Consider the following 18,968-nt stretch of genomic DNA (forward strand, 5'->3'; position numbering starts at 1 on the left):
GTTGTGGACCCTGGCCGCTTGCAGTCCAGCAGGGAAACACCCGGAATTCAAGGAAATTTTTCCTACAGGCCAATCAGGACGGACGCGAGCAGCTCCTGAAATGATAGCTAATTCATCACCTCAACCGGCACGAAATACTGTTCACCGTTCTGGCCGTGCCACATACCGCAGGTCGGGGGACTGCAGCATCAAGGCGCGCAGAGGCGTTAGCGAAGCTGCCTATGAGGATTTAGCGCTGGCTGAACTGCAGCGCGCCCAGCATGCGCTGCACGGGCTGGGTTTCAGGCAGGACATACACCACGCCATGGCTTTTTCCCAGCACGGGATTCACGACGGTTTCGTAGAAATTGACGGGCACTACGACACACCCCAGCGAAATGCGGTTGTCGTCAGGTGTCTCAGAAGCCAGCCGCTCGGCGCGGCGTTCTGCCGCAGCCGCAGGGCGAAGACGGTGGATTGCCAGCTTGGCCGTGTAGTCGATCCACACAATAGCCTCGCCGTGAAGGTTGTGGCCGGGTTCGGAAACAAACCGGCCTGCCGGCGTGGTGCGTTCGTCTGCGCGCAGGCTGGCGACGTTGCGCTGCTCCATGCCCGGCACCGTGTGGTCGCCGGGTGTCAGGCCGGTCAATGCCGGCGATGCGCCGCGCAATTGCCCTGTGGCGTCGAACACAAAAATACGCCCGCCCTTTTTATCGACCACCACAAACGGCAGACCCTGGTTATCGCGTGCGTTCATGATCCAGCGCAGGGCGTAACGTGCATCGGTCGATACCGCCACCAGTGTCATGTCAGCGGAATTGCCGGCACCCGGCACCGGCATCACGGCATCGGGGCTGCGCACCGGTTGCAGGTCTGTGGGAGTGGCGGACACCCATGCGGGAATCGCAGCGAGAAAGGCAAGGGCCGCCATACAGACGGTTTTTGTGCGCTGTGCCTTTCCTTTGAATAACATCCTGATCCCGTGGGTTGAATTCCATTGCCATGCGCGGAGCACATGAAAAAGCCGGTCTCGAACCTTTTGGGGTAGGAGCCCGGCTGTGGTTGCACCATGTTAGCGATGCAAGCAAATGTTCACAACGGAAAAACCCTGAAACTCCCCGGAATATTGCTATGTTTCTAATAGCAGTAAATCGTTTACAGCATTGTCAGATGTGCATTTTTTCAGCCGGATCTGGCTATTCAGGAATTTAGTAACAGCGGCCACATGCGGACATTTTTCGCATTGAAGATGCGACCGTGCAACAGTACGTCAGGGTTGTTACAACTCACTCTTCGCAGAAGGTGATCGAAGGAGCGAACAGGCGTGTCAGGCGGCGGGGCGAAGCCCCTGTTTTGCGGCAAGCGCATGGGCGGCAGGAAAAACCTCAGCCAGTGGTTTGATTTCCGGCAAAACGTAAATCACGCCATAGCTCGCATTGAACGCGGGCTTGAGTACATCCTCGAAAAATGCCACCGGCATGTTGATGCACCCATAGGAAATACGGTTGTCCTCGGTACCGGGAGACGCAAGCCTTTCCAGCCGGCGCTCTTTGGGTTCCAGTGTTCGCACGCGGTGCATGGAAACAGCCGCCTCGTAATCCACCCAGACAACATCTTCGCCCAAGGTGTTGCGGCCGGGCTCTCCCATAAACCGGCCCGCCGGTGTGGTGCGTTCGTGGGGCCGCACCTGCGCAATCGGCCGCCCGCCGATACCGGTCACGGAATCATCGCCAACCGCTGCGCCGATCAGCACCGGCGTGGCGCTACGCAACTTGCCGGAGGGTCCGAAAACAAAAACCTTGGTATTTATCTTGTCGAGGATGACAAAGAAAAGCCTGCGGTTATCCCCGGAGGCAACCACCCAATTGGCGACCTGCCGCGCCTCATCCGACGCGGGTTCTTCACCAAAATCGGCAAAGCGCAAAGCCGGTGCCAGTTGCAACGCGCTGGAAGGAACAGGGGTTAGGGCCGGAGGGGAAACCGGACGGGCATGAAAAAGCGGCAATGTCAGGACAAGCAATGCCGAGCCCAGCAAGATGCCTTGCTTGATGCCGTCGAGAACGTCTGTGCGGCTGGTACCGGGCCCATCGCCGGCCGGGGACGCAGGCGACGCAAACATGTTCATGAAAATACGACGCATGGGCTGCGCTAAAACAACAAGGACGATCCGGCACCCATGTGAAAACGCTCCGGAAGCCGCGCCTTAAGAGACACGGCAAGCCGGAGCGGTCTCACACCAAGGTGCATGACAGTCTGGGTTTAGTTGCGGTCAGCTTGTGCTGGGCGCTCAGTCTGGAAGCCAGCCGTGTTGCTTTCAGTCGTGGTGGCAGGCGCCGCACTGCTAGGGGTGGTGGTGTCCTGGTTTTGCATGGTCTGGCCGGACGACTCTGCAGGCGCAGCTGGTGCCGTTGGGGTTTCGGTCTGGGCGTATGCCAGGCCAATGGTGCTCACAACAGCGGCGGCGGCTACGGCAGAGGCCAGGGATTTGGAAAACTTCATGTCTTGCTCCTTAAGTCATGCCCATCACAGGCAATCAGGGTTGGTAAATGGCTGGCCGTATTGCCAGCTAATTCCAATTTACGAGGGGAGACTGGGACACGGCGTCGGTCCGGTACGGCCTGTCATGTAGGACAAGCGAGGTCACAAAATGCTACGCACCGAACCAATATAAAACACGCCTGGCCCTGATTCAATGACTCGAGGTCGCCCAGGTTTCCTGCGCGTTCTGCGCTGAGTGGGGCCGCACTTGCCACATGCCGCGGCCCCCCTGTTTCTGCATATTTATCCGGCGGACTATTCGTTGGGGTTGTTGCCCTTGAGGCCGTGTTCGGCCTTGATGGCCAGCTGAATTTTTTCAAGCTCATCGATGAGCTGATCTATGCGTGAAAAATCTTTTACCGGCGCTGCTTCCAGGGCCTCGAGCTGTGTGCGGAGCCGCACGTACTCAGCTTGCAGATCGGGTTTCACGCAGGCACTGCACCGGGCTTGATGCCGGCGTCCCTTGCAGGGCGCATTTCCGGGCTGCCGGCCGCGATATTTTTCTTCGCAGAACTGGCAGCACCGAAAAGATCGACCTGCTGCGGCTCGTCGCTGCGCGGGCCGTATTGCAGGTCGGGGCCGATCAGGCGCTGCAACTCGCCGTAACCGGTTGCCAACGCAGTGTCATATGCGGCAAAACTGATCTCGGAGCAGGACACCGATTCAAACACCAGAGGATCCGCGTGGCTCTCCAGGATGCGCCAGCAAAATTCGCCTGGCGCGGGTTCTTCGACTGTCAGGGCAAGGGAACGCAAGGGGGCATTGAGTTGCGCATTGACCAGCGTGGATTGGCTCATAAATATCCTCTAAAAAGGCCGTGATGGCCGGGCATGACGTTGTTGCGCAGTTGATAGCGCAGCTGAAAAAGATCAAGAGAATGAAAGGTAACTTTCAGCATCGGCGCCTGCTCAGGTGCAAGCACGATGTGAGCGGGAAGAAGACCTGGGTCCGGGTTCATGTCAGCGCTGGGCTTGGGGGCTGTGAGTTGATTGATTTGTTATTGCGTCGAAGCAGCAATGGGTAATTTGGCTAACGTTGGGAATGGCTGCACTGCGACAGTTTAAGCAAGAGACTGTGACACCCGGCAGTGATTAGTACCGTGAAAATGTAGGAGAAGACCGACACCCTCCCTGGCAAGGGGTGTCATGCGAAATGGTTATATTGCAGGCTAGCCAGAAAAATGCACCATGCGCAACGCGCCTTAACGAAAAAGCCAACGAAAAGCCCATGAAAAGCCTCTATAAATATTTCTTTCGTGGCCTCATCACCATCCTGCCTGTGGCACTGACGGTATACCTTCTTTATATCTTCCTGGCGTGGATGGAAACTGCCGCCCTTTGGATCCTGCGCCCTCTTATCGGCAGCTTTTACCTGCCTGGCATGGGTCTGGCGTTCGGCATCCTGACTATCCTGGCGATTGGCTTTCTGGTGTCGCAGCAAAGTGTGCGCAAAGTGCTGTCTTTTGCGGAATTGCCTTTTACCAATTTGCCGGTGGTCAAAAGCATCTACTCGTCTCTCAAGAGTTTTGCCGACTACTTTTCACCGTCGGGCAAGCAGGGCGAGCAAAGCGTGGTGATATTGCGCATGCCTGGGCACGCGATGGAAATCGTGGGCCTGATCACACGCCGCAGCTTTGCCGACCTGCCTTCCGGGTTCCTTCCGGGAGAGCGTGTTGCAGTTTATTTGCCCATGGGCTACATGATCGGCGGCTACACGGTGTTTGTGCCGACGGAGTGGGTACAGCCCATCGACATGTCGGTGGAGGAAGCCATGCGCTCGTCACTGATTGCGTGGATGGCCCGCCCGCCGGCCGCAGGTACTGGCAGCGGCAGCCCGGCCGGCTGAGCTTGCGCCGGAGCGGCGTAAAGATTTGTTATCTGTGGTTTCCCACATGGACAAATCACGTGGCGGGGCTATATTGAACCCGTCCCCCACAACCCGCGCATTCGCTGATGCGACCCGGCCATGACAAGCACAACGACAACGAAGACAAGCCGCAAGCCACCCCTTTACAAATCGCTCTACTTCCAGGTGATCTGCGCCGTGATCGCCGGTGTGCTGCTGGGGCATTTTTATCCTGAGGCCGGAAAGCTCATGAAGCCGCTGGGCGACGGCTTCATCAAGCTCATCAAGATGATGATCGCACCCATCATCTTCTGCACCGTCGTGATCGGCATCGCCGGCATGGAGGACATGAAGAAGGTCGGGAAGACCGGCGGCCTGGCGCTGCTGTACTTTGAAGTCGTCAGCACCTTCGCGCTGATCATCGGGCTGGTCCTGGTCAACGTATTCAAGCCGGGCGAAGGCATGAATGTCGACGTGTCCACGCTGGACACCAAGGCCATCGCGGCCTATACCGGCCCCGGCAAGATGGTCGGCACGACCGACTTCATCATGAACATCATCCCGTCCACCGTGGTGGATGCCTTCGCCAAGGGTGAAATTCTGCAGGTGCTGCTGATCGCGGTGATGTTCGGCTTCGCGTTGCACCGTTTCGGTGGGCGCGGCACGCTGGTGTTCGACTTCGTCGAGAAAGCCTCGCATGTGCTGTTCACCATTGTCGGCTTCATCATGAAGGTGGCGCCCATAGGCGCTTTCGGCGCAATGGCCTTCACCATAGGCGCTTATGGCGTGGACAGCCTGGTGTCGCTCGGCAAGCTGATGGCCGCTTTCTATGCAACCTGCCTGATCTTCATCTTCGTGGTGTTGGGCACCATCGCGCGCCTGCACGGGTTCAGCATCTGGAAGTTCATCAAGTACATCAAGGAAGAGCTGCTGATCGTACTCGGCACCTCGTCGTCCGAGTCCGTGCTGCCGCGCATGATGGAAAAGATGGAAAACCTGGGCGCGAAGAAAACCACCGTGGGCCTGGTGATTCCGACCGGTTACTCCTTCAACCTGGACGGCACCTCGATCTACCTCACGATGGCGGCGGTGTTCATCGCGCAGGCCACCAACACGCCAATGACCCTCACGCAGGAACTCACGCTGCTGGCGGTGCTGTTGCTGACTTCGAAAGGCGCGGCAGGCATCACCGGCAGCGGATTCATAGTGCTGGCCGCCACGCTCTCGGCCGTAGGCACCGTGCCCGTGGCCGGCCTGGCGCTGATCCTGGGCATAGATCGCTTCATGTCGGAAGCGCGGGCGCTGACCAACCTGATTGGCAATGGCGTGGCCACGATAGTGGTCGCCAAATGGACGAATGAGCTGGACACCGAGCGGCTCCAGGCCGGGCTCAACAATGAAACCTGGGTCGAGGCCCAGGAACCCGAAGTGCTGATCAACAAGAAGACCGAGCACATGGCGACCGACCGGCGCTAGAGCCTGTTCACGGTTCGAGGAAAAACGACAAAGCCCTGCAGGCGGAGGATTCTCCGCCTGCAGGGCTTTGTGCTTTTGAGGGTCGGCGAGCCGCCGGTTTAGCGGGCCTGGCGCGGTGCCGGGCCTGGCCCGCGGCCTGCAATGTGGCGGAAGGTGATGCGGCCCTTGCTCAGGTCGTAAGGCGAGAGCTCCAGCGACACCTGGTCACCCGCAAGAATGCGGATGTGGTTCTTGCGCATCTTGCCCGAGGTGTAAGCCACGAGCTTATGGCCGTTGTCGAGCGTGACGCGAAAGCGCGAATCAGGCAACACTTCGTCTACCAGCCCATGCATTTCAATCAGTTCTTCTTTGGCCATGATGTAACTCCTAGGGAATTGAAAAAATTGTCCGTGATATCTGTTGTGGTGGCGGGCAAGGCCTCAGGCACAGGCCGGCGCCGAGCGCTCGTGGATCCAGCCGAGGGCATGTTCCGTCGCGTAATGCACGGCCGCAGCCGCACTGTCGAAGAGGCCGCTGAAGCGCATCACGCGGTCGTGCGTGGCGCTGCCGCTGCCTGAGCGGATGGAGACCGATGCAGCGTAGCGTTCGCCTTGCTGCTTGGCCAGTGGTGAGACAAGGTACTTGCCCACCGCGATTTTGGTGTGATCTGCGTTCATAAAAAGTCCGTGCCGGGTATGTGTCCCGGCTTGATAAATAAGGAGTAATCGGCTTGCAAGCAAGCCGGCGGGTGTTCGGTGTCCACCCACCTGGCCCTTGTCAGGGGCTGGGCTGGTTGAGCCATGCGTGGCACTGTCGGGAATAGTGCTCGCCGGAAAAACGGAACAGTGTTGAGAGGGTTCAGGCTGTATGGGCACTGAAAACACTGTGGATTCGGGCTCTGGGAAGCGCCGCAATTGAGAAGGAAGCCTGTTGGGAAAAGGCCTCGATGAAAAAAGCTGATGCTTTACCGAAGCTCCCATTGTAACCGCCCGGCGCAAATCACGCTTTTTACCTGATACGGCCACCGCAAACCGCTCTTCTTGGCAAGCAGGGGCCGCGGAACCAGCTTTGCCGGGCCGCAGGCGCAGCGCCCCCTCGGGGGGCAGCGCAGTACGCGAAGCGACAAGCGTAGGGGCTCTATCTCTAGCCCTCAAACTGCGGATGAAGCTGCCGTATGCGGTTCATGGCCATACCCGCGGCAGCGGTGCGGGTTTCCACACCCAGCTTCGCGTAGATCCGTTCCAGGTGCTTTTTTACCGTCGCCGGGCTGGAACCCAGGATATCGCCGATATCACGGTTGGTTTTGCCCTTGACCACCCAATACAGCACTTCAGCTTCACGGGCGGTGAGCTTGAAGCTCAGGCTCATGGCTTCCACCACGGCGTCGTCGGAAATTTCGCGCATGACGATCAGCCAGTCACCGCCGCGGTCCCCGTCGCCGGTCTGCTGATGTAGCCGGAAAGTCAGGCGCCGCGGACCAAGCTCCACCGCCAGGCGCGGCGGCTCGACCTGGCGCTCTGCCTCCGCCATGTGGCGGCGCAGCCAGTTGAGTACAGGTTCGGGTGTTTGCGGCGCGGACGTACCGTAATAGCGCATGAGCAGGTCGCGCGCCAGCGGCGTTTGCCAGATCAATTTCCCGTCTGCCTCGCCACCCATGCGCACCGTGATGCTGGCGTAGCCGAAAGCGTCCAGCGCGTTGCGTGCTTGCCCCGCCTGCCGCGCTTCCTGCCTGGCACGGCGGGCGCCCTGCAAATGCACGCCCATGCGTGCCATCACTTCCTTGGGCTTGATCGGTTTGGTAACGTAGTCCACTCCACCGGCTTCAAGGGCCGCCACGAGGTATTCGGTTTCCGTGAGGCCGGTCATGAAAATAATGGGGATGTGCGCCGTTTCAGCCATGGCCTTCAGGCGCTTGGCAACTTCGAAGCCGTCCATCCCGGGCATCATGGCGTCCAGCAGAACGATGTCGGGCAAAGCCTGCAGCGCACGCTGCAGCGCTGCCTCGCCACTGGTGGCCACGAGGACGGTATAGCCCGATTCATCGAGCGCATCGTGCAGGACCGACAGGTTGTCGGGCACGTCGTCCACAATCAGCACGATATCGCTGTTGGCCCGGTCCAGTGTGCGGTCCAGCTTTTGATCCAGCGTTGGTCCGTCGTCAAGCACGCTGCTCATGGCCCGTCTCCTTGTTGGCTAGCTGGCGGCCCATGGCTTCAAACTGAAATTGCCGCGCCAGCACGCGCATTTCGTCCACAAAGGCCGCGGCGTCCGGCCGTTGCCTTTCAATCTCTGCCAGGTTGTTCATGATGCCCCGGTAAAACCCGAGATTGACGACCTCGAGCAGGGCCGCGAGTTGAGACGCATCGGGCAGTACACGCGGCGGCGCGGCCTGGACCACAGGGGCGCCGTCATCCGCAGCAAGGTCATAGCGCCACTTGATGGCCAGCCGCCGTTCAAGCCAGTCAATCAATTCGGTATGGCGCACCGGTTTAAGGATGAAGTCCTCGGGAAGGATGCCGGCATCGTTCTCGGCGCCCTTGTCGAATGCGTTGGCGGAAACAATGGCGAGATGAATGTCCTCGAGCCCTGACGCACGCACACGGCGCAAGGTTTCCCATCCATCAATCCCCGGCATGGCCAGATCCATGAAGATCACGTCGGGCCGGTACCCGCTGGCCAGCAGGTCCATGCAATCGTGACCGCTGGCAGCGGTGCGCAATTCGAATCCCATGGGCTCAAGCAGTTGCACCAGCAGTTCACGGTCGGGCTCTTCGTTGTCGACCACCAGCAGCTTGCGGCGAACCCCTTCATAGCCGCGCGGCTGGCGCCTTGCCGGCTTGGTGGCGGCATCCTTGACGGCCCCTGCGGCCGCGTGCACTTCGGGCACAAACAGCCGGATGCGGAAAATCGAGCCTTCGCCCGGGGTGCTGACCACCGTCATCTCGCCACCCATCAGATCGGTCAGCATCTTGGCAATCGTCAATCCCAAACCGGCGCCCGGTGTGCCTTCCGCGCTTTGGCCGGCCGTAGCTCCCCGTGCAAAAGGCTCAAAAATCCGGGACAGCTCCGCCTCACCCATGCCCGGGCCGGTATCTTCAATGTCGATGTAGGCCATCTCGCGCGCATGGCGCAACCTGAAAATCACCTGGCCCTGCGCCGTGAACTTGATGGCGTTGCCCAGCAAATTGATGAGAATCTGCCGAACGCGTTTCTCATCGGCCCGCACCAGCTCAGGCAGATGACCGCTGGTCTCAAAGCGGAACCCGAGACCCTTGGCGGCGGCATGCAGCTCGAACATGCCGGCCATCTCGTGCACACAGTCGGCAAAATGCATGGGCTTGACATTCAAGGTGAGCTTGCCCGCCTCGATGCGGGCAATATCGAGCGTTCCTTCGATCAGCGAGAGCAGGTGTTCGCCCCCGCGCTTGATGACGCTGACGGCCTGTTTGCGGTGCGGCGGTATGGCGTTGTCTTCACCCATCAGCTGCGCGTAACCCAGGATGCTGTTGAGCGGCGTGCGCAATTCGTGGCTGATGGCGCTGATATAACGGCTTTTCGCCTGGTTGGCCTGGTCGGCATGGCGACGGGCCTCTTCTGCCACCAGCTTGGCCTGTTGCAGCGCCTCGTCTGTTTGCCGGTGCGACTCGATCTCTCGCATCAGCAAATGGGTCTGGCGGTTCGATTCTTCCTGGGCCACCTGGCGGCTTTTATGCGCCAGCACCAGCCACCAGGCCACCAGGCCGGCGATGACCAGCAAGGCCATGTACGCCTTCATGAAACCTGAACGCAAAGCCGGCTCAGAGGGTTCAATGTCCGCCAGCGCGCTGATTTCCTGGTGGTACAGCAGGCCGAACACGCTGGCCAGCAGCGGCACGATGATGAGCATGAGCAGCAGGAAATGGCCCAGGCCCGTATCAAGGTAAGGCCAGATGCGGCGCGGCAGCAGCCAGCGCAGCGCACCCGACCACTGCGCCGACAGGCTGGCGTGCGGCTTGCACAGGTCGCCGCAGCGCGCGTCCAGCGTGCAGCACAAAGAGCAGATGGGGCCCTGGTAGGCGGGGCAGTGCGCCATGTCCGGGCCTTCGTAGGCGCGTTCGCAAATGACACACTGCTGCGTCGCATAGCGCTTGTAGGAACCGTCGGAAGCAGTCGCTCCGGAGCTGCGCGCAATGTAGTAACGGCCCTGGGTCGCCCACGCGATCAGGGGCGCGGTGACAAATGCAGTACCCATGGCGATCACTGCGGAAAAAGCCCGCGCCGTTTCGCCGTAAAGCCCCAGATGCGCCGTGACCGACAACACGGAAGCCAGCGCCATCGCACCCACGCCGACCGGATTGATGTCGTACAGGTGGGCTCTTTTGAATTCAATGCCTTTGGGAGAAAGGCCCAATGGTTTGTTGACGACCAGGTCGGCGACGACAGCCATCACCCAGGCGATGGCGATGTTCGAATACAGCCCCAACACGTCGCCCAGCGCCTGGAACACATTCATCTCCATCAGCATGAAGGCAATGAGCGTGTTGAACACCACCCACACCACCCGCCCGGGGTGGCTGTGCGTGATGCGCGAGAAAAAATTCGACCACGCGAGGGAGCCGGCGTACGCGTTGGTCACATTGATCTTCAGCTGCGACACCACCACGAACAGCGCTGTGGCCGCCACCGCCATGCCGTAATTCGGAAAGACATACTCATAGGCCGCAAGGTACATCTGGTTGGGGTCTACGGCCCGGTCCAGCGGGACCATGTTGGAGATGGCCAGATAGGCCAGCAAAGCGCCACCCAGCATCTTCACCACGCCGAGTAGCACCCAGCCGGGTCCGCCCGCCAGCACACCGGCCCACCAACGCCAGCGGTTGGCTTCAGTCTGCACCGGCATGAAGCGCAAATAATCGGCCTGCTCGCCCATCTGGGTGATCAGCGCGATTCCGACTGTTAAAGCGGCACCAAACAGGTGCAAATTGAATTCGCCGTTCGTTCCAGTTTCCCCTCCGTAGTGCAGAACGCCCGAAAACGCACCGGGATCGCGCAGGAAGACATAAACAAAAGGCACCACCAGCATGACCAGCCACAAAGGCTGCGTCCAGACCTGCAGGCGGGAGATGGCAGAGACGCCATGGGTTACCAGCGGAATGACCACCAGCGCGCAGATCAGGTAACCCCAGCTGGGCGGAATACCCAGTGCAAGGTCCAGCGCGTAAGCCATGACCGCCGCTTCCAGCGCGAAAAAGATAAAGGTAAACGAGGCGTAGATCAGCGAGGTCAGCGTGGAGCCGATATACCCGAAACCGGCGCCGCGCGTCAGCAAGTCCATGTCGACGCCATAGCGCGCCGCGTAAATGCTGATGGGCAGGCCCGCCATGAAAATGATGAGCCCGGTCGCCATGATGGCCCAGAAGGCGTTGGTGAACCCGTACTTCACCAGCAGCGTGGCGCCTACAGCTTCCAGGATCAGGAAAGAAGCCGCGCCGAACGCGGTGTTGGCAACCCGCCACTCGGACCACTTGCGAAAGCGCTGCGGCGTGAAACGCAGCGCATAGTCTTCCATGGTTTCGCTGGCTACCCAGCTGTTGTAGTCGCGCCTGACCTTGATGATGCGCTGCAGCGGCGGCGCTTCGGCCGCCATAGGCGCGGCCCCGGCCGCTTCGGGCGGCAGTGGCGGCAGCTGGGGCGTGAGCGGGGCGTCCATAGGGTGGGCAGATGCGCCGGGCGCGGAGTGATTGACCGTCTTCAGGTGCATGTTCTGTGCCATGCGTCCTACCCGGGGCGGCCTTGGTGCATCACGTTTCTTATGGCACCATTCTTGCACCCCGGCAAGCATCCCCAAGCCGGCAGCCTGCCCTGAGAGAGCCCCATGGAATTGACGCCCCGAGAAAAAGACAAGCTCCTTATTTTTACCGCTGCCCTGCTCGCCGAAAGGCGCCGCGCCCGTGGCCTCAAGCTCAACTACCCCGAGTCCGTAGCGCTCATCAGCGCCGCCGTCATGGAGGGTGCGCGCGACGGCAAATCCGTCGCCCAGCTGATGAGCGAGGGCCGCACGGTGCTGACCCGCGCCGATGTGATGGACGGCATCCCCGAGCTGATCCCCGACATCCAGGTCGAAGCGACCTTTCCCGACGGTACCAAGCTGGTCACCGTGCACCAGCCGATTGTTTAAGCATTACCAGAGATCGCCACCATGCAAATCAAAGCCAAAAATGCTCTTTTTTTGATAGCTGCTTGCGCAGTGTCGGCGGGCGCCAGCGCCCATATTGACCATCATTCCGGCGCTGTGACGCATGACCACGCCAGCGCCTTCTTCGGCGGCTTCATCCATCCACTGACAGGCATGGACCACCTCGCGGCCATGGTGGCAGTGGGCCTCTGGAGCGCGCTGGCCGCGCGGCGCGCCGGGCCCGGGCTGTTGTGGAGCCCGCTGGGCTTTGCCGGCATGCTGCTGGCAGGCGCCCTGTTGGGCCTGCAGGGTCTGCGGATTCCCGCCGTCGAGCCCATGATCGCGGCTTCGCTGCTGGTCACGGGGCTGCTGGTCGCGACGCGCTGGCATGTGCCGGGTATCGCGGCCGCCCTCATCGCCGGTGTGTTCGCCGTCTTCCATGGCCTGGCCCACGGCTATGAACTGGCTCAAGCTCCCAGCGCCTGGGCCACACTGTCGGGCATGCTGGCCGCGACGCTGCTGCTGCACCTGGCGGGCCTGGGTGCGGGCTGGGCGCTGCGCAGCGCCAGCGTCTGGCTGCCGCACGTGGCTGGCGCCGCCGTCGCCCTCTTCGGCGTGACCCTGCTCGCCCAACTGGCCTGAGGCGGACCATGATTCCCGGCGAACTCATCACCGACGGCCCCGACCACGTACTCAACGCAGGCCGGCGCACGCTGACCGTCGTGGTGCAGAACACGGCCGACCGGCCCATACAGGTCGGCTCGCACTACCACTTCGCCGAAACCAACGGCGCGCTTGGCTTTGACCGCGAGGCCGCGCGCGGCATGCGGCTGAACATCGCGTCGGGTACGGCGGTGCGCTTTGAGCCGGGGCAGCAGCGCACCGTCGAGCTGGTGGACTTCGCGGGTGAACGAAACATCTACGGCTTTCGCGGCCTGATCCAAGGAAAGTTGTGATGCCCCCACGTTCATCACTTCGTGTATTCACTGCCCCCCGAGGGAGCGTTTGCCTCCCTTGGAGCGGCCCTGCGGGAGCAATTTAATGGCAACGATTGGACGCCGCGCCTATGCGGAAATGTTCGGCCCTACGGTCGGTGACCGGCTACGGCTGGCCGATACGGATTTGGTGGTCGAAGTCGAAGCCGACTACACCCTGCGCGCCGGCAGCTACGGCGAGGAAGTCAAATTCGGCGGCGGCAAAACGATTCGCGACGGCATGGCCCAGTCGCAAAAAACCCGCGCCGAAGGCGCGATGGATTGCGTGATGACGAATGCGCTCATCATCGACCACTGGGGCATCGTGAAGGCCGACATCGGCCTCAAGGGCGGCCGCATCGCCGCCATCGGCAAGGCCGGCAACCCCGACACCCAACCCGGCGTCGACATGATCATCGGCCCCGGCACCGAGATCATCAGCTGCGAAGGCATGATCGTCACGGCCGGCGGCATCGACTCGCACATCCATTTCATCTGCCCGCAGCAGATCGAGGAAGCGCTGACTGCCGGTATCACCACCATGCTGGGCGGCGGCACCGGCCCGGCCACAGGCACCTTTGCCACCACCTGCACGCCCGGCCCCTGGAACATCGAGCGCATGCTGCAGGCCGCCGACGCCTTCCCGATGAACCTGGGCTTCCTGGGCAAGGGCAACGCCAGCCTGCCCGCTGCGCTGCACGAGCAGATCAACGCCGGCGTCATCGGCCTGAAGCTGCACGAGGACTGGGGCACCACGCCCGCAGCCATCAGCAACTGCCTCGATGTTGCCGAGGAAACCGATACGCAGGTCGCCATCCACAGTGACACGCTCAACGAATCCGGTTTTGTCGAAAACACGATTGCTGCCACCAAAGGCCGCAGCCTCTGCGCCTTCCACACCGAAGGCGCGGGCGGTGGCCATGCCCCCGACATCCTGCGCGTGGTCGGCGAGGAAAACTTTCTGCCCTCTTCCACCAACCCGACCATGCCCTACACCGTCAACACACTCGACGAGCACGTCGACATGCTGATGGTGTGCCACCACCTGGACGCCGGCATTGCCGAGGACCTGGCCTTCGCCGAAAGCCGCATCCGCAAAGAAACGATTGCAGCCGAAGACGTGCTGCACGACCTGGGTGCCATCAGCATGATGAGCAGTGACAGCCAGGCCATGGGCCGCGTCGGCGAAGTCATCATCCGCACCTGGCAGACCGCGCACAAGATGAAACAGCAGCGCGGCAAGTTGCCTGGTGATTCTGACCGCCATGACAACTTCCGGGCCAAACGCTATATCAGCAAATACACCATCAACCCCGCGATTGCCCACGGCATTTCGCACGAGGTCGGCTCAGTCGAGTTGGGCAAGTGGGCAGACCTGGTGGTGTGGAAGCCGGCTTTCTTCGGCATCAAACCCTCGGTCATACTCAAAGGCGGCTTTATCGCGATGGCAGCCATGGGCGACCCGAATGCCTCCATCCCCACACCGCAGCCGGTGCATTACCGCCCCATGTTCGGCAGCTTCGGTGGCGCGATTGCCAAAGGTTCGCTGACCTTTGTCTCGCAAGCCGGGCTGAACGCCGGCGTCAAGGAGCGCTTCGGCCTGGCCAAGACCGTGAGTGCCGTGAAAAACGTGCGCGGCGTGCGCAAACAGCACATGGTCCACAATGCCTATCTGCCCAGGATGGAGGTTGACGCCCAGACCTACCTGGTGCGCGCAGACGGCCAGCTGCTGACCTGCGAGCCAGCCACCAGCCTGCCGATGACGCAACGCTATTTCCTGTTTTAAGGTTCCATGCTCCAGGTTTCCAAAATCATTTCGCAGGGCGCTGGCCTTGCGCCTGTTCTCGTCAAGCGCGCCTCCAGCATCGAGCTTGACTGGGACGTCCGCCAGAAAAGCCGGTTTGACGGTACCGATTCGCTGGGCCGGCAGCTCGGTATTTTTTTGCCGCGCGGCACGCTGGTGCGTGGCGGCGACGTGCTGGTGGCGGAAGACGGCTCCATGGTCACAGTGATCGCCGCGCCTCAAGCCGTGCTCCGCATCACCGCTTGCCCGTCGCACGGCTCCCCTTTCGACCTGACGCGCGCCGCTTACCACCTGGGCAACCGGCATGTGCCGATTGAGCTCAAGCCCGACCACCTGAAAATTGAACCCGACCATGTGCTGGCCGACATGCTGCGCGCCATGCACCTGATCGTGAACGAAGTTGAAGAAGCTTTCGAGCCCGAAGGCGGCGCCTACAGCGCCGGCGGCCACAGCCATGGGCATGACCATTCCTCTGACCATTCCCATGGCCATGCGCAACCCATCCCCGCGCCACACGTGCATGGCCCCGACTGCAACCATGACCATGACGACCATGCCCACGAAGCCAAGCCGGTCGCCATCCAGATCCACAGGCACAAGCCGCACTAGGCCGTTGATGGACATGTCCGCCGCGCCTGCAGGGCAGCTACCGGCCACCAGCCTGCTCCAATTGATCTGGCTGGCCTCCCCAGCCTTGCCCGTAGGGGGGTTTTCATACTCCGAAGGACTGGAAGCGGCGATGGAGATTGCCGCTCCCGCTACAGAAATAATAGCAAGCGATTGGCTCGTCGATCAGCTTCAGCTGAGCCTGGCGCGCGGTGACCTGGCGGTAATTGCCCAGGCTATCCCTGCCTGGCGTTCGGGCGACTTGCAACGCGTGCAGCAACTCAACGCCTGGGTGCTGCAAACCCGGGAAACCAGCGAGCTGCGCGCGCAGGCAGAGCAAATGGGCAGATCCCTGCTGGACTGGCTGCGCAACCATGACGACGCCAACACAGCACACATTGAGGCCTGCGCGCAGATGCAACCGACCTTCCCCGTCGCCTTTGCGCTGGCTGTTTCACAGACCGAGGCAGGCGTGCGCGACTGCCTGCTGGCCTACGCTTTCGGCTGGGCGGAAAACATGACACAAGCCGCCATCAAATCCGTGCCTTTGGGGCAAAGTGCCGGCCAGCGCATGCTGGCGCGCCTGGCTGGCGTCATACCCGCAGCGGTCGAAGCCGCCATGCAGCTGCCCGATGACGAGCGCCAGGCTTTTTCACCCATGCTGGCCATTCTTTCGTCACAGCACGAAACCCAGTATTCGCGGTTGTTCCGCTCCTGACTTCCCACTGCAAATTTCACTGCAAACCTCACCGCAATTCCAACAAAGCCATCCATGAGCCTGCACCACATCGCCAACCGCACCAAAAAACTTCCCCCCTTGCGCGTCGGCATAGGGGGCCCCGTCGGTTCCGGCAAAACCACACTGCTTGAAATGCTGTGCAAAGGCATGAAGGCCAAATACGACCTGGTCGCCATCACCAACGACATCTATACCAAGGAAGACCAGCGCATCCTGACCGTCAGCGGCGCGCTGGACGCTGAACGCATCATGGGCGTGGAAACCGGCGGCTGCCCGCACACCGCCATACGCGAAGACGCCTCTATCAACCTCGAAGCCATAGACCGCATGCTGGTGGACTTTCCCGACGCCGACGTTGTGTTCGTCGAATCCGGTGGCGACAACCTCGCCGCCACCTTCAGCCCAGAGCTGAGCGACCTCACCATCTACGTGATCGACGTTGCCGCCGGCGAGAAGATTCCGCGCAAAGGCGGGCCGGGCATCACCAAAAGCGATTTGTTCGTCATCAACAAAACCGACCTGGCGCCCCACGTTGGCGCTGACCTGGGCGTGATGCAGGCGGACACCATCCGCATGCGCACCACGGCCAAGGGCCTGAAGCCCTTTGTCATGACCAATCTCAAGACCAATGCCGGCCTTGCGGAAGTCATTGCGTTTATCGAGACAAAAGGGATGCTGCTGGCCCAACCTGAAGCTGCATAGCGGCGAGCAGGCAAAAAAAAAGCCCGGAAGACCGGGCAGTAAAACTGGCTTCGCCAGTGGAGGGAGGTGCGACCCAGGACGGGCCGCAAGGAAAGTTTAGCCAGCGGCTGGCTGGCGGCGTGTAGGACAAGGTCGTGAATGCCGCCTGCGGATAGCGTTTCGGCGACATGCCCTGGCCATGACGGGCGGCTGACTCATATGACATATATATAGCAGGCAGATAGCAGGCCACCCCGACGTCCTTACACCTCAAACTCGCTGGGGTGAACAGTTTCGAACATCCTGCCGTCCCGGAAGAAAACGACCATCCAGTTACCGAACCGTTGCGTAGGGTGCGCCGGAATGACCTGGTTCAGGGCATGTGCAATGGATTTCTTGACGGGTAACTCAATTTCCTGGATTTCCGGGGAAAGTGAGTCCACGCTAATCAACATGAAGGTCCCGCGGTCCTGGACTTCGACCCGGGGAAACGACCAGCGGGCGCCGGTGGCATGCACAAATGCCGTAGTAACCTTCTCTGCCGACTCGGGGGTGAATGCTGGAGCAGTCATATTTGTGTCCTCTTAAAGTGCTGTAACTGAATGTTTCAATCATGGCTGTGCCAGCGCCTTTAGTCACCGTCCCCAAAAACGTTTAGGAAGCGGAGAGGAAATAGTTCCAGGAAATAAGTCCGTTTTTTTGGCTCTATTTGCTTGACAGTCACAAAGTGACCAATGGCGTACCAAAAGAGGTGGACTTCAGCCCTCTATTTTTGGCAGCACCCTGCCCTCGTGAGTAATTCAATGTGTGGAAGGCAGCCGATGCGCCAGGCGCGCCTGTTGCCCAGGCCCCGAGACCGCATTTATCGACAGCGCCCCACCAACGAGCCAGATGACCGCTGACTAGCGGTTAAACTATGCGGCTCGGAAGCGTGGCAGAGCGGTTGAATGCAGCAGTCTTGAAAACTGCCGAGGATGCAAGTCCTCCGTGAGTTCGAATCTCACCGCTTCCGCCACTTGTTGGCACTGGCTTTTAGCTGGTCTAAAAGTGTGCTCTCCGGTTCAGCCTCAAGCGCTGCAACCGCAATCCAGTGCTCTGGATTTTCTCCTAATTTGATAGCAAGGTTTCCAGCAAGCGTGGGGCTTAGGCATCCCCGCTTCTGTGCCATGGAGATCGCCGATTTGCGCTGATTTGTGACAGCCTGCGGATCACGATGGCATTGCAGAAGACTGCGACAGTGCCACAGGCTTCAGCGCAGTAAAAATGGTCCCTTGGGACGTCTTTTCGTTTCGCATGAGAAACCGATGGCCTTAAACTTCTTCCCAATAAAACGGGGGAGGAATTTATGAGAGAGCTGGTGCGAATTTTTGGTGTGATTATTTTGGCAATGCTCGCTAACAATCACACCAATGCGCAAAGTGTTTATACCCCCGGCGAAGTGAGAAAAATCGTTCTTGCGGCCTACAAACAAAATGACTTTGCGACACTTGACAAGTTGGCCACCACATTACGCACAGAAAAAAGTCGAACATCTTCTGGTCGCTGGAATCTTTCCAACTTTTACGGCAGCTTGTACGAAGCTATGCACGAAGAGCGCGAACAGAACTCCGCCGAGCATTGGAGCCAAGCTGAAGACAAGCTAAATCGATGGGTTGCGAGTGCCCCTCGATCATCCACCGCGCCAATAGCCCTGGCAACCGCTCAGACGAGGCATGCCTGGGCTCTTCGTGGTTCTGGTTATGCAAACACCGTCACTCCTAAAGGCTGGGAAGGCTTGGCGAAGCACATGGCGATTGCCCGCAACACGCTCGAAGTGAACAAGAGAATCAGCAGTGATGATCCACAGTGGTATGTCGTGATGCTGCACGTGGCGCTCGCCGAGAGTTGGGGAAGAGATGAATACATGGCTTTGTACGAAGAAGCCATGTCGAAAGAACCTCTTTATGTTGAATTCCGTCGAAATCTGATCCACTTATCGCAGTAATTTCCATCCAAAACTGACCCACGTAGGCACTACCCTGCTTGTTTTAAAAGCAGGGGGAATTTAGGAGTGATAGACGTGGCGACATTGAATGTCATCAGACGTTGGGCATTGCGGGATCAGATGTCCATCCGCGAGATCTCAAGGCGTACAGGCCTGGCTCGCAACACAATAAAGAAGCACCTTCGATCGGAAGAGAGCGAGCCCAAGTA

21 protein-coding genes and 1 tRNA gene are annotated in these 18,968 nt (G+C 60.3%); 11 read left to right on the top strand and 11 right to left on the bottom strand.

All coding sequences use genetic code 11. From position 1 onward, the window contains the following. Window positions 1–229 precede the first annotated feature (229 nt). From AC1DYR_RS08830 to AC1DYR_RS08855, 6 genes are all read right to left on the bottom strand, one after another. A complete protein-coding gene (locus tag AC1DYR_RS08830; protein WP_477704755.1) occupies window positions 230–910 on the bottom strand; it encodes a hypothetical protein in 681 nt (226 codons plus the stop codon). 396 nt (window positions 911–1,306) lie between these two features. Next, the gene (locus AC1DYR_RS08835) at window positions 1,307–2,119 is read right to left on the bottom strand and encodes a hypothetical protein (RefSeq protein WP_477704756.1); all 813 of its coding nucleotides are present in this window, start codon (window positions 2,117–2,119) and stop codon (window positions 1,307–1,309) included. Between the two features lie 119 nt (window positions 2,120–2,238). Continuing rightward, the gene (locus AC1DYR_RS08840; protein WP_457282139.1) at window positions 2,239–2,478 is read right to left on the bottom strand and encodes a hypothetical protein; all 240 of its coding nucleotides are present in this window, start codon (window positions 2,476–2,478) and stop codon (window positions 2,239–2,241) included. Between the two features lie 294 nt (window positions 2,479–2,772). Beyond that, entirely contained in the window at window positions 2,773–2,946 is a 174-nt protein-coding gene (locus tag AC1DYR_RS08845; RefSeq protein ID WP_477704757.1) for a hypothetical protein, read from the bottom strand. After that, window positions 2,943–3,314: a hypothetical protein gene (locus AC1DYR_RS08850; RefSeq protein ID WP_477704758.1), complete on the bottom strand. Its 372-nt coding sequence runs from the start codon at window positions 3,312–3,314 to the stop codon at window positions 2,943–2,945. The genes AC1DYR_RS08845 and AC1DYR_RS08850 overlap by 4 nt, the downstream gene beginning before the upstream one ends. Continuing rightward, window positions 3,311–3,475: a hypothetical protein gene (locus AC1DYR_RS08855; RefSeq protein ID WP_477704759.1), complete on the bottom strand. Its 165-nt coding sequence runs from the start codon at window positions 3,473–3,475 to the stop codon at window positions 3,311–3,313. The genes AC1DYR_RS08850 and AC1DYR_RS08855 overlap by 4 nt, the downstream gene beginning before the upstream one ends. A gap of 269 nt (window positions 3,476–3,744) precedes the next feature. Between AC1DYR_RS08855 and AC1DYR_RS08860 the strand changes: the two genes are divergently transcribed. Then, a complete protein-coding gene (locus AC1DYR_RS08860) occupies window positions 3,745–4,362 on the top strand; it encodes a DUF502 domain-containing protein (RefSeq protein ID WP_477704760.1) in 618 nt (205 codons plus the stop codon). Between the two features lie 120 nt (window positions 4,363–4,482). Beyond that, window positions 4,483–5,838 carry a dicarboxylate/amino acid:cation symporter gene (locus AC1DYR_RS08865; RefSeq protein ID WP_477704761.1) on the top strand — a complete coding sequence of 452 codons (1,356 nt, stop codon included), beginning with the start codon at window positions 4,483–4,485 and terminating at the stop codon, window positions 5,836–5,838. Window positions 5,839–5,936: 98 nt separating this feature from the next. Here AC1DYR_RS08865 and infA read toward each other — a convergent pair whose 3' ends face one another. From infA to AC1DYR_RS08885, 4 genes are all read right to left on the bottom strand, one after another. Continuing rightward, a complete protein-coding gene (infA, locus tag AC1DYR_RS08870) occupies window positions 5,937–6,194 on the bottom strand; it encodes a translation initiation factor IF-1 (protein ID WP_092132708.1) in 258 nt (85 codons plus the stop codon). 63 nt (window positions 6,195–6,257) lie between these two features. Further along, complete coding sequence (locus AC1DYR_RS08875) at window positions 6,258–6,494, bottom strand: hypothetical protein (protein ID WP_477704762.1); 237 nt, start codon at window positions 6,492–6,494, stop codon at window positions 6,258–6,260. A gap of 466 nt (window positions 6,495–6,960) precedes the next feature. After that, window positions 6,961–7,992 carry a response regulator gene (locus AC1DYR_RS08880; RefSeq protein ID WP_477704763.1) on the bottom strand — a complete coding sequence of 344 codons (1,032 nt, stop codon included), beginning with the start codon at window positions 7,990–7,992 and terminating at the stop codon, window positions 6,961–6,963. Further along, window positions 7,976–11,506, bottom strand: coding sequence for a hybrid sensor histidine kinase/response regulator (locus tag AC1DYR_RS08885; protein ID WP_477704804.1), 3,531 nt, complete (start codon window positions 11,504–11,506; stop codon window positions 7,976–7,978). The genes AC1DYR_RS08880 and AC1DYR_RS08885 overlap by 17 nt, the downstream gene beginning before the upstream one ends. A gap of 165 nt (window positions 11,507–11,671) precedes the next feature. Between AC1DYR_RS08885 and AC1DYR_RS08890 the strand changes: the two genes are divergently transcribed. The 7 genes from AC1DYR_RS08890 to ureG all read left to right on the top strand — a co-directional run bounded on the left by AC1DYR_RS08890 (window position 11,672) and on the right by ureG (window position 16,796). Beyond that, on the top strand, window positions 11,672–11,974 hold the full coding sequence (locus AC1DYR_RS08890; RefSeq protein WP_007874763.1) for an urease subunit gamma: 303 nt from the start codon (window positions 11,672–11,674) through the stop codon (window positions 11,972–11,974). 21 nt (window positions 11,975–11,995) lie between these two features. Next, a complete protein-coding gene (locus AC1DYR_RS08895) occupies window positions 11,996–12,613 on the top strand; it encodes a HupE/UreJ family protein (protein ID WP_477704764.1) in 618 nt (205 codons plus the stop codon). A gap of 8 nt (window positions 12,614–12,621) precedes the next feature. Beyond that, on the top strand, window positions 12,622–12,927 hold the full coding sequence (locus AC1DYR_RS08900) for an urease subunit beta (RefSeq protein ID WP_477704765.1): 306 nt from the start codon (window positions 12,622–12,624) through the stop codon (window positions 12,925–12,927). A gap of 85 nt (window positions 12,928–13,012) precedes the next feature. Further along, window positions 13,013–14,731: an urease subunit alpha gene (gene ureC, locus AC1DYR_RS08905; RefSeq protein ID WP_477704766.1), complete on the top strand. Its 1,719-nt coding sequence runs from the start codon at window positions 13,013–13,015 to the stop codon at window positions 14,729–14,731. A 6-nt stretch (window positions 14,732–14,737) separates the two neighbouring features. Beyond that, entirely contained in the window at window positions 14,738–15,358 is a 621-nt protein-coding gene (ureE, locus tag AC1DYR_RS08910) for an urease accessory protein UreE (RefSeq protein WP_477704767.1), read from the top strand. A 13-nt stretch (window positions 15,359–15,371) separates the two neighbouring features. Then, window positions 15,372–16,073, top strand: coding sequence for an urease accessory protein UreF (locus tag AC1DYR_RS08915; protein WP_477704805.1), 702 nt, complete (start codon window positions 15,372–15,374; stop codon window positions 16,071–16,073). Window positions 16,074–16,127: 54 nt separating this feature from the next. Next, window positions 16,128–16,796, top strand: a complete 669-nt coding sequence (gene ureG / locus AC1DYR_RS08920; protein ID WP_477704768.1) for an urease accessory protein UreG — start codon at window positions 16,128–16,130, stop codon at window positions 16,794–16,796. 242 nt (window positions 16,797–17,038) lie between these two features. Here ureG and AC1DYR_RS08925 read toward each other — a convergent pair whose 3' ends face one another. Beyond that, window positions 17,039–17,347 carry a hypothetical protein gene (locus tag AC1DYR_RS08925; protein ID WP_477704769.1) on the bottom strand — a complete coding sequence of 103 codons (309 nt, stop codon included), beginning with the start codon at window positions 17,345–17,347 and terminating at the stop codon, window positions 17,039–17,041. 353 nt (window positions 17,348–17,700) lie between these two features. Here AC1DYR_RS08925 and AC1DYR_RS08930 point away from each other — a divergent pair. Beyond that, a tRNA-Ser gene (locus tag AC1DYR_RS08930) sits at window positions 17,701–17,790 on the top strand. Between the two features lie 330 nt (window positions 17,791–18,120). Then, window positions 18,121–18,759, top strand: coding sequence for a hypothetical protein (locus AC1DYR_RS08935; protein WP_477704770.1), 639 nt, complete (start codon window positions 18,121–18,123; stop codon window positions 18,757–18,759). The last annotated feature ends 209 nt before the right edge of the window (window positions 18,760–18,968 follow it).

Source organism: Polaromonas sp. P1_F9, assembly GCF_056405615.1.

What these genes read in the sequence shown, in the direction of transcription:
- AC1DYR_RS08890 (WP_007874763.1), top strand. Translation starts at nt 11,672, where the DNA reads ATGGAATTGACGCCCCGAGAAAAAGACAAGCTCCTTATTTTTACCGCT.
- AC1DYR_RS08885 (WP_477704804.1), bottom strand. Translation starts at nt 11,506, where the DNA reads ATGGACGCCCCGCTCACGCCCCAGCTGCCGCCACTGCCGCCCGAAGCG.
- AC1DYR_RS08850 (WP_477704758.1), bottom strand. Translation starts at nt 3,314, where the DNA reads ATGAGCCAATCCACGCTGGTCAATGCGCAACTCAATGCCCCCTTGCGT.
- ureG (WP_477704768.1), top strand. Translation starts at nt 16,128, where the DNA reads ATGAGCCTGCACCACATCGCCAACCGCACCAAAAAACTTCCCCCCTTG.
- AC1DYR_RS08830 (WP_477704755.1), bottom strand. Translation starts at nt 910, where the DNA reads ATGGCGGCCCTTGCCTTTCTCGCTGCGATTCCCGCATGGGTGTCCGCC.
- AC1DYR_RS08840 (WP_457282139.1), bottom strand. Translation starts at nt 2,478, where the DNA reads ATGAAGTTTTCCAAATCCCTGGCCTCTGCCGTAGCCGCCGCCGCTGTT.
- ureC (WP_477704766.1), top strand. Translation starts at nt 13,013, where the DNA reads ATGGCAACGATTGGACGCCGCGCCTATGCGGAAATGTTCGGCCCTACG.
- infA (WP_092132708.1), bottom strand. Translation starts at nt 6,194, where the DNA reads ATGGCCAAAGAAGAACTGATTGAAATGCATGGGCTGGTAGACGAAGTG.
- AC1DYR_RS08875 (WP_477704762.1), bottom strand. Translation starts at nt 6,494, where the DNA reads ATGAACGCAGATCACACCAAAATCGCGGTGGGCAAGTACCTTGTCTCA.
- ureE (WP_477704767.1), top strand. Translation starts at nt 14,738, where the DNA reads ATGCTCCAGGTTTCCAAAATCATTTCGCAGGGCGCTGGCCTTGCGCCT.
- AC1DYR_RS08865 (WP_477704761.1), top strand. Translation starts at nt 4,483, where the DNA reads ATGACAAGCACAACGACAACGAAGACAAGCCGCAAGCCACCCCTTTAC.
- AC1DYR_RS08935 (WP_477704770.1), top strand. Translation starts at nt 18,121, where the DNA reads ATGAGAGAGCTGGTGCGAATTTTTGGTGTGATTATTTTGGCAATGCTC.
- AC1DYR_RS08900 (WP_477704765.1), top strand. Translation starts at nt 12,622, where the DNA reads ATGATTCCCGGCGAACTCATCACCGACGGCCCCGACCACGTACTCAAC.
- AC1DYR_RS08895 (WP_477704764.1), top strand. Translation starts at nt 11,996, where the DNA reads ATGCAAATCAAAGCCAAAAATGCTCTTTTTTTGATAGCTGCTTGCGCA.
- AC1DYR_RS08855 (WP_477704759.1), bottom strand. Translation starts at nt 3,475, where the DNA reads ATGAACCCGGACCCAGGTCTTCTTCCCGCTCACATCGTGCTTGCACCT.
- AC1DYR_RS08835 (WP_477704756.1), bottom strand. Translation starts at nt 2,119, where the DNA reads ATGCGTCGTATTTTCATGAACATGTTTGCGTCGCCTGCGTCCCCGGCC.
- AC1DYR_RS08915 (WP_477704805.1), top strand. Translation starts at nt 15,372, where the DNA reads ATGTCCGCCGCGCCTGCAGGGCAGCTACCGGCCACCAGCCTGCTCCAA.
- AC1DYR_RS08860 (WP_477704760.1), top strand. Translation starts at nt 3,745, where the DNA reads ATGAAAAGCCTCTATAAATATTTCTTTCGTGGCCTCATCACCATCCTG.
- AC1DYR_RS08925 (WP_477704769.1), bottom strand. Translation starts at nt 17,347, where the DNA reads ATGACTGCTCCAGCATTCACCCCCGAGTCGGCAGAGAAGGTTACTACG.
- AC1DYR_RS08880 (WP_477704763.1), bottom strand. Translation starts at nt 7,992, where the DNA reads ATGAGCAGCGTGCTTGACGACGGACCAACGCTGGATCAAAAGCTGGAC.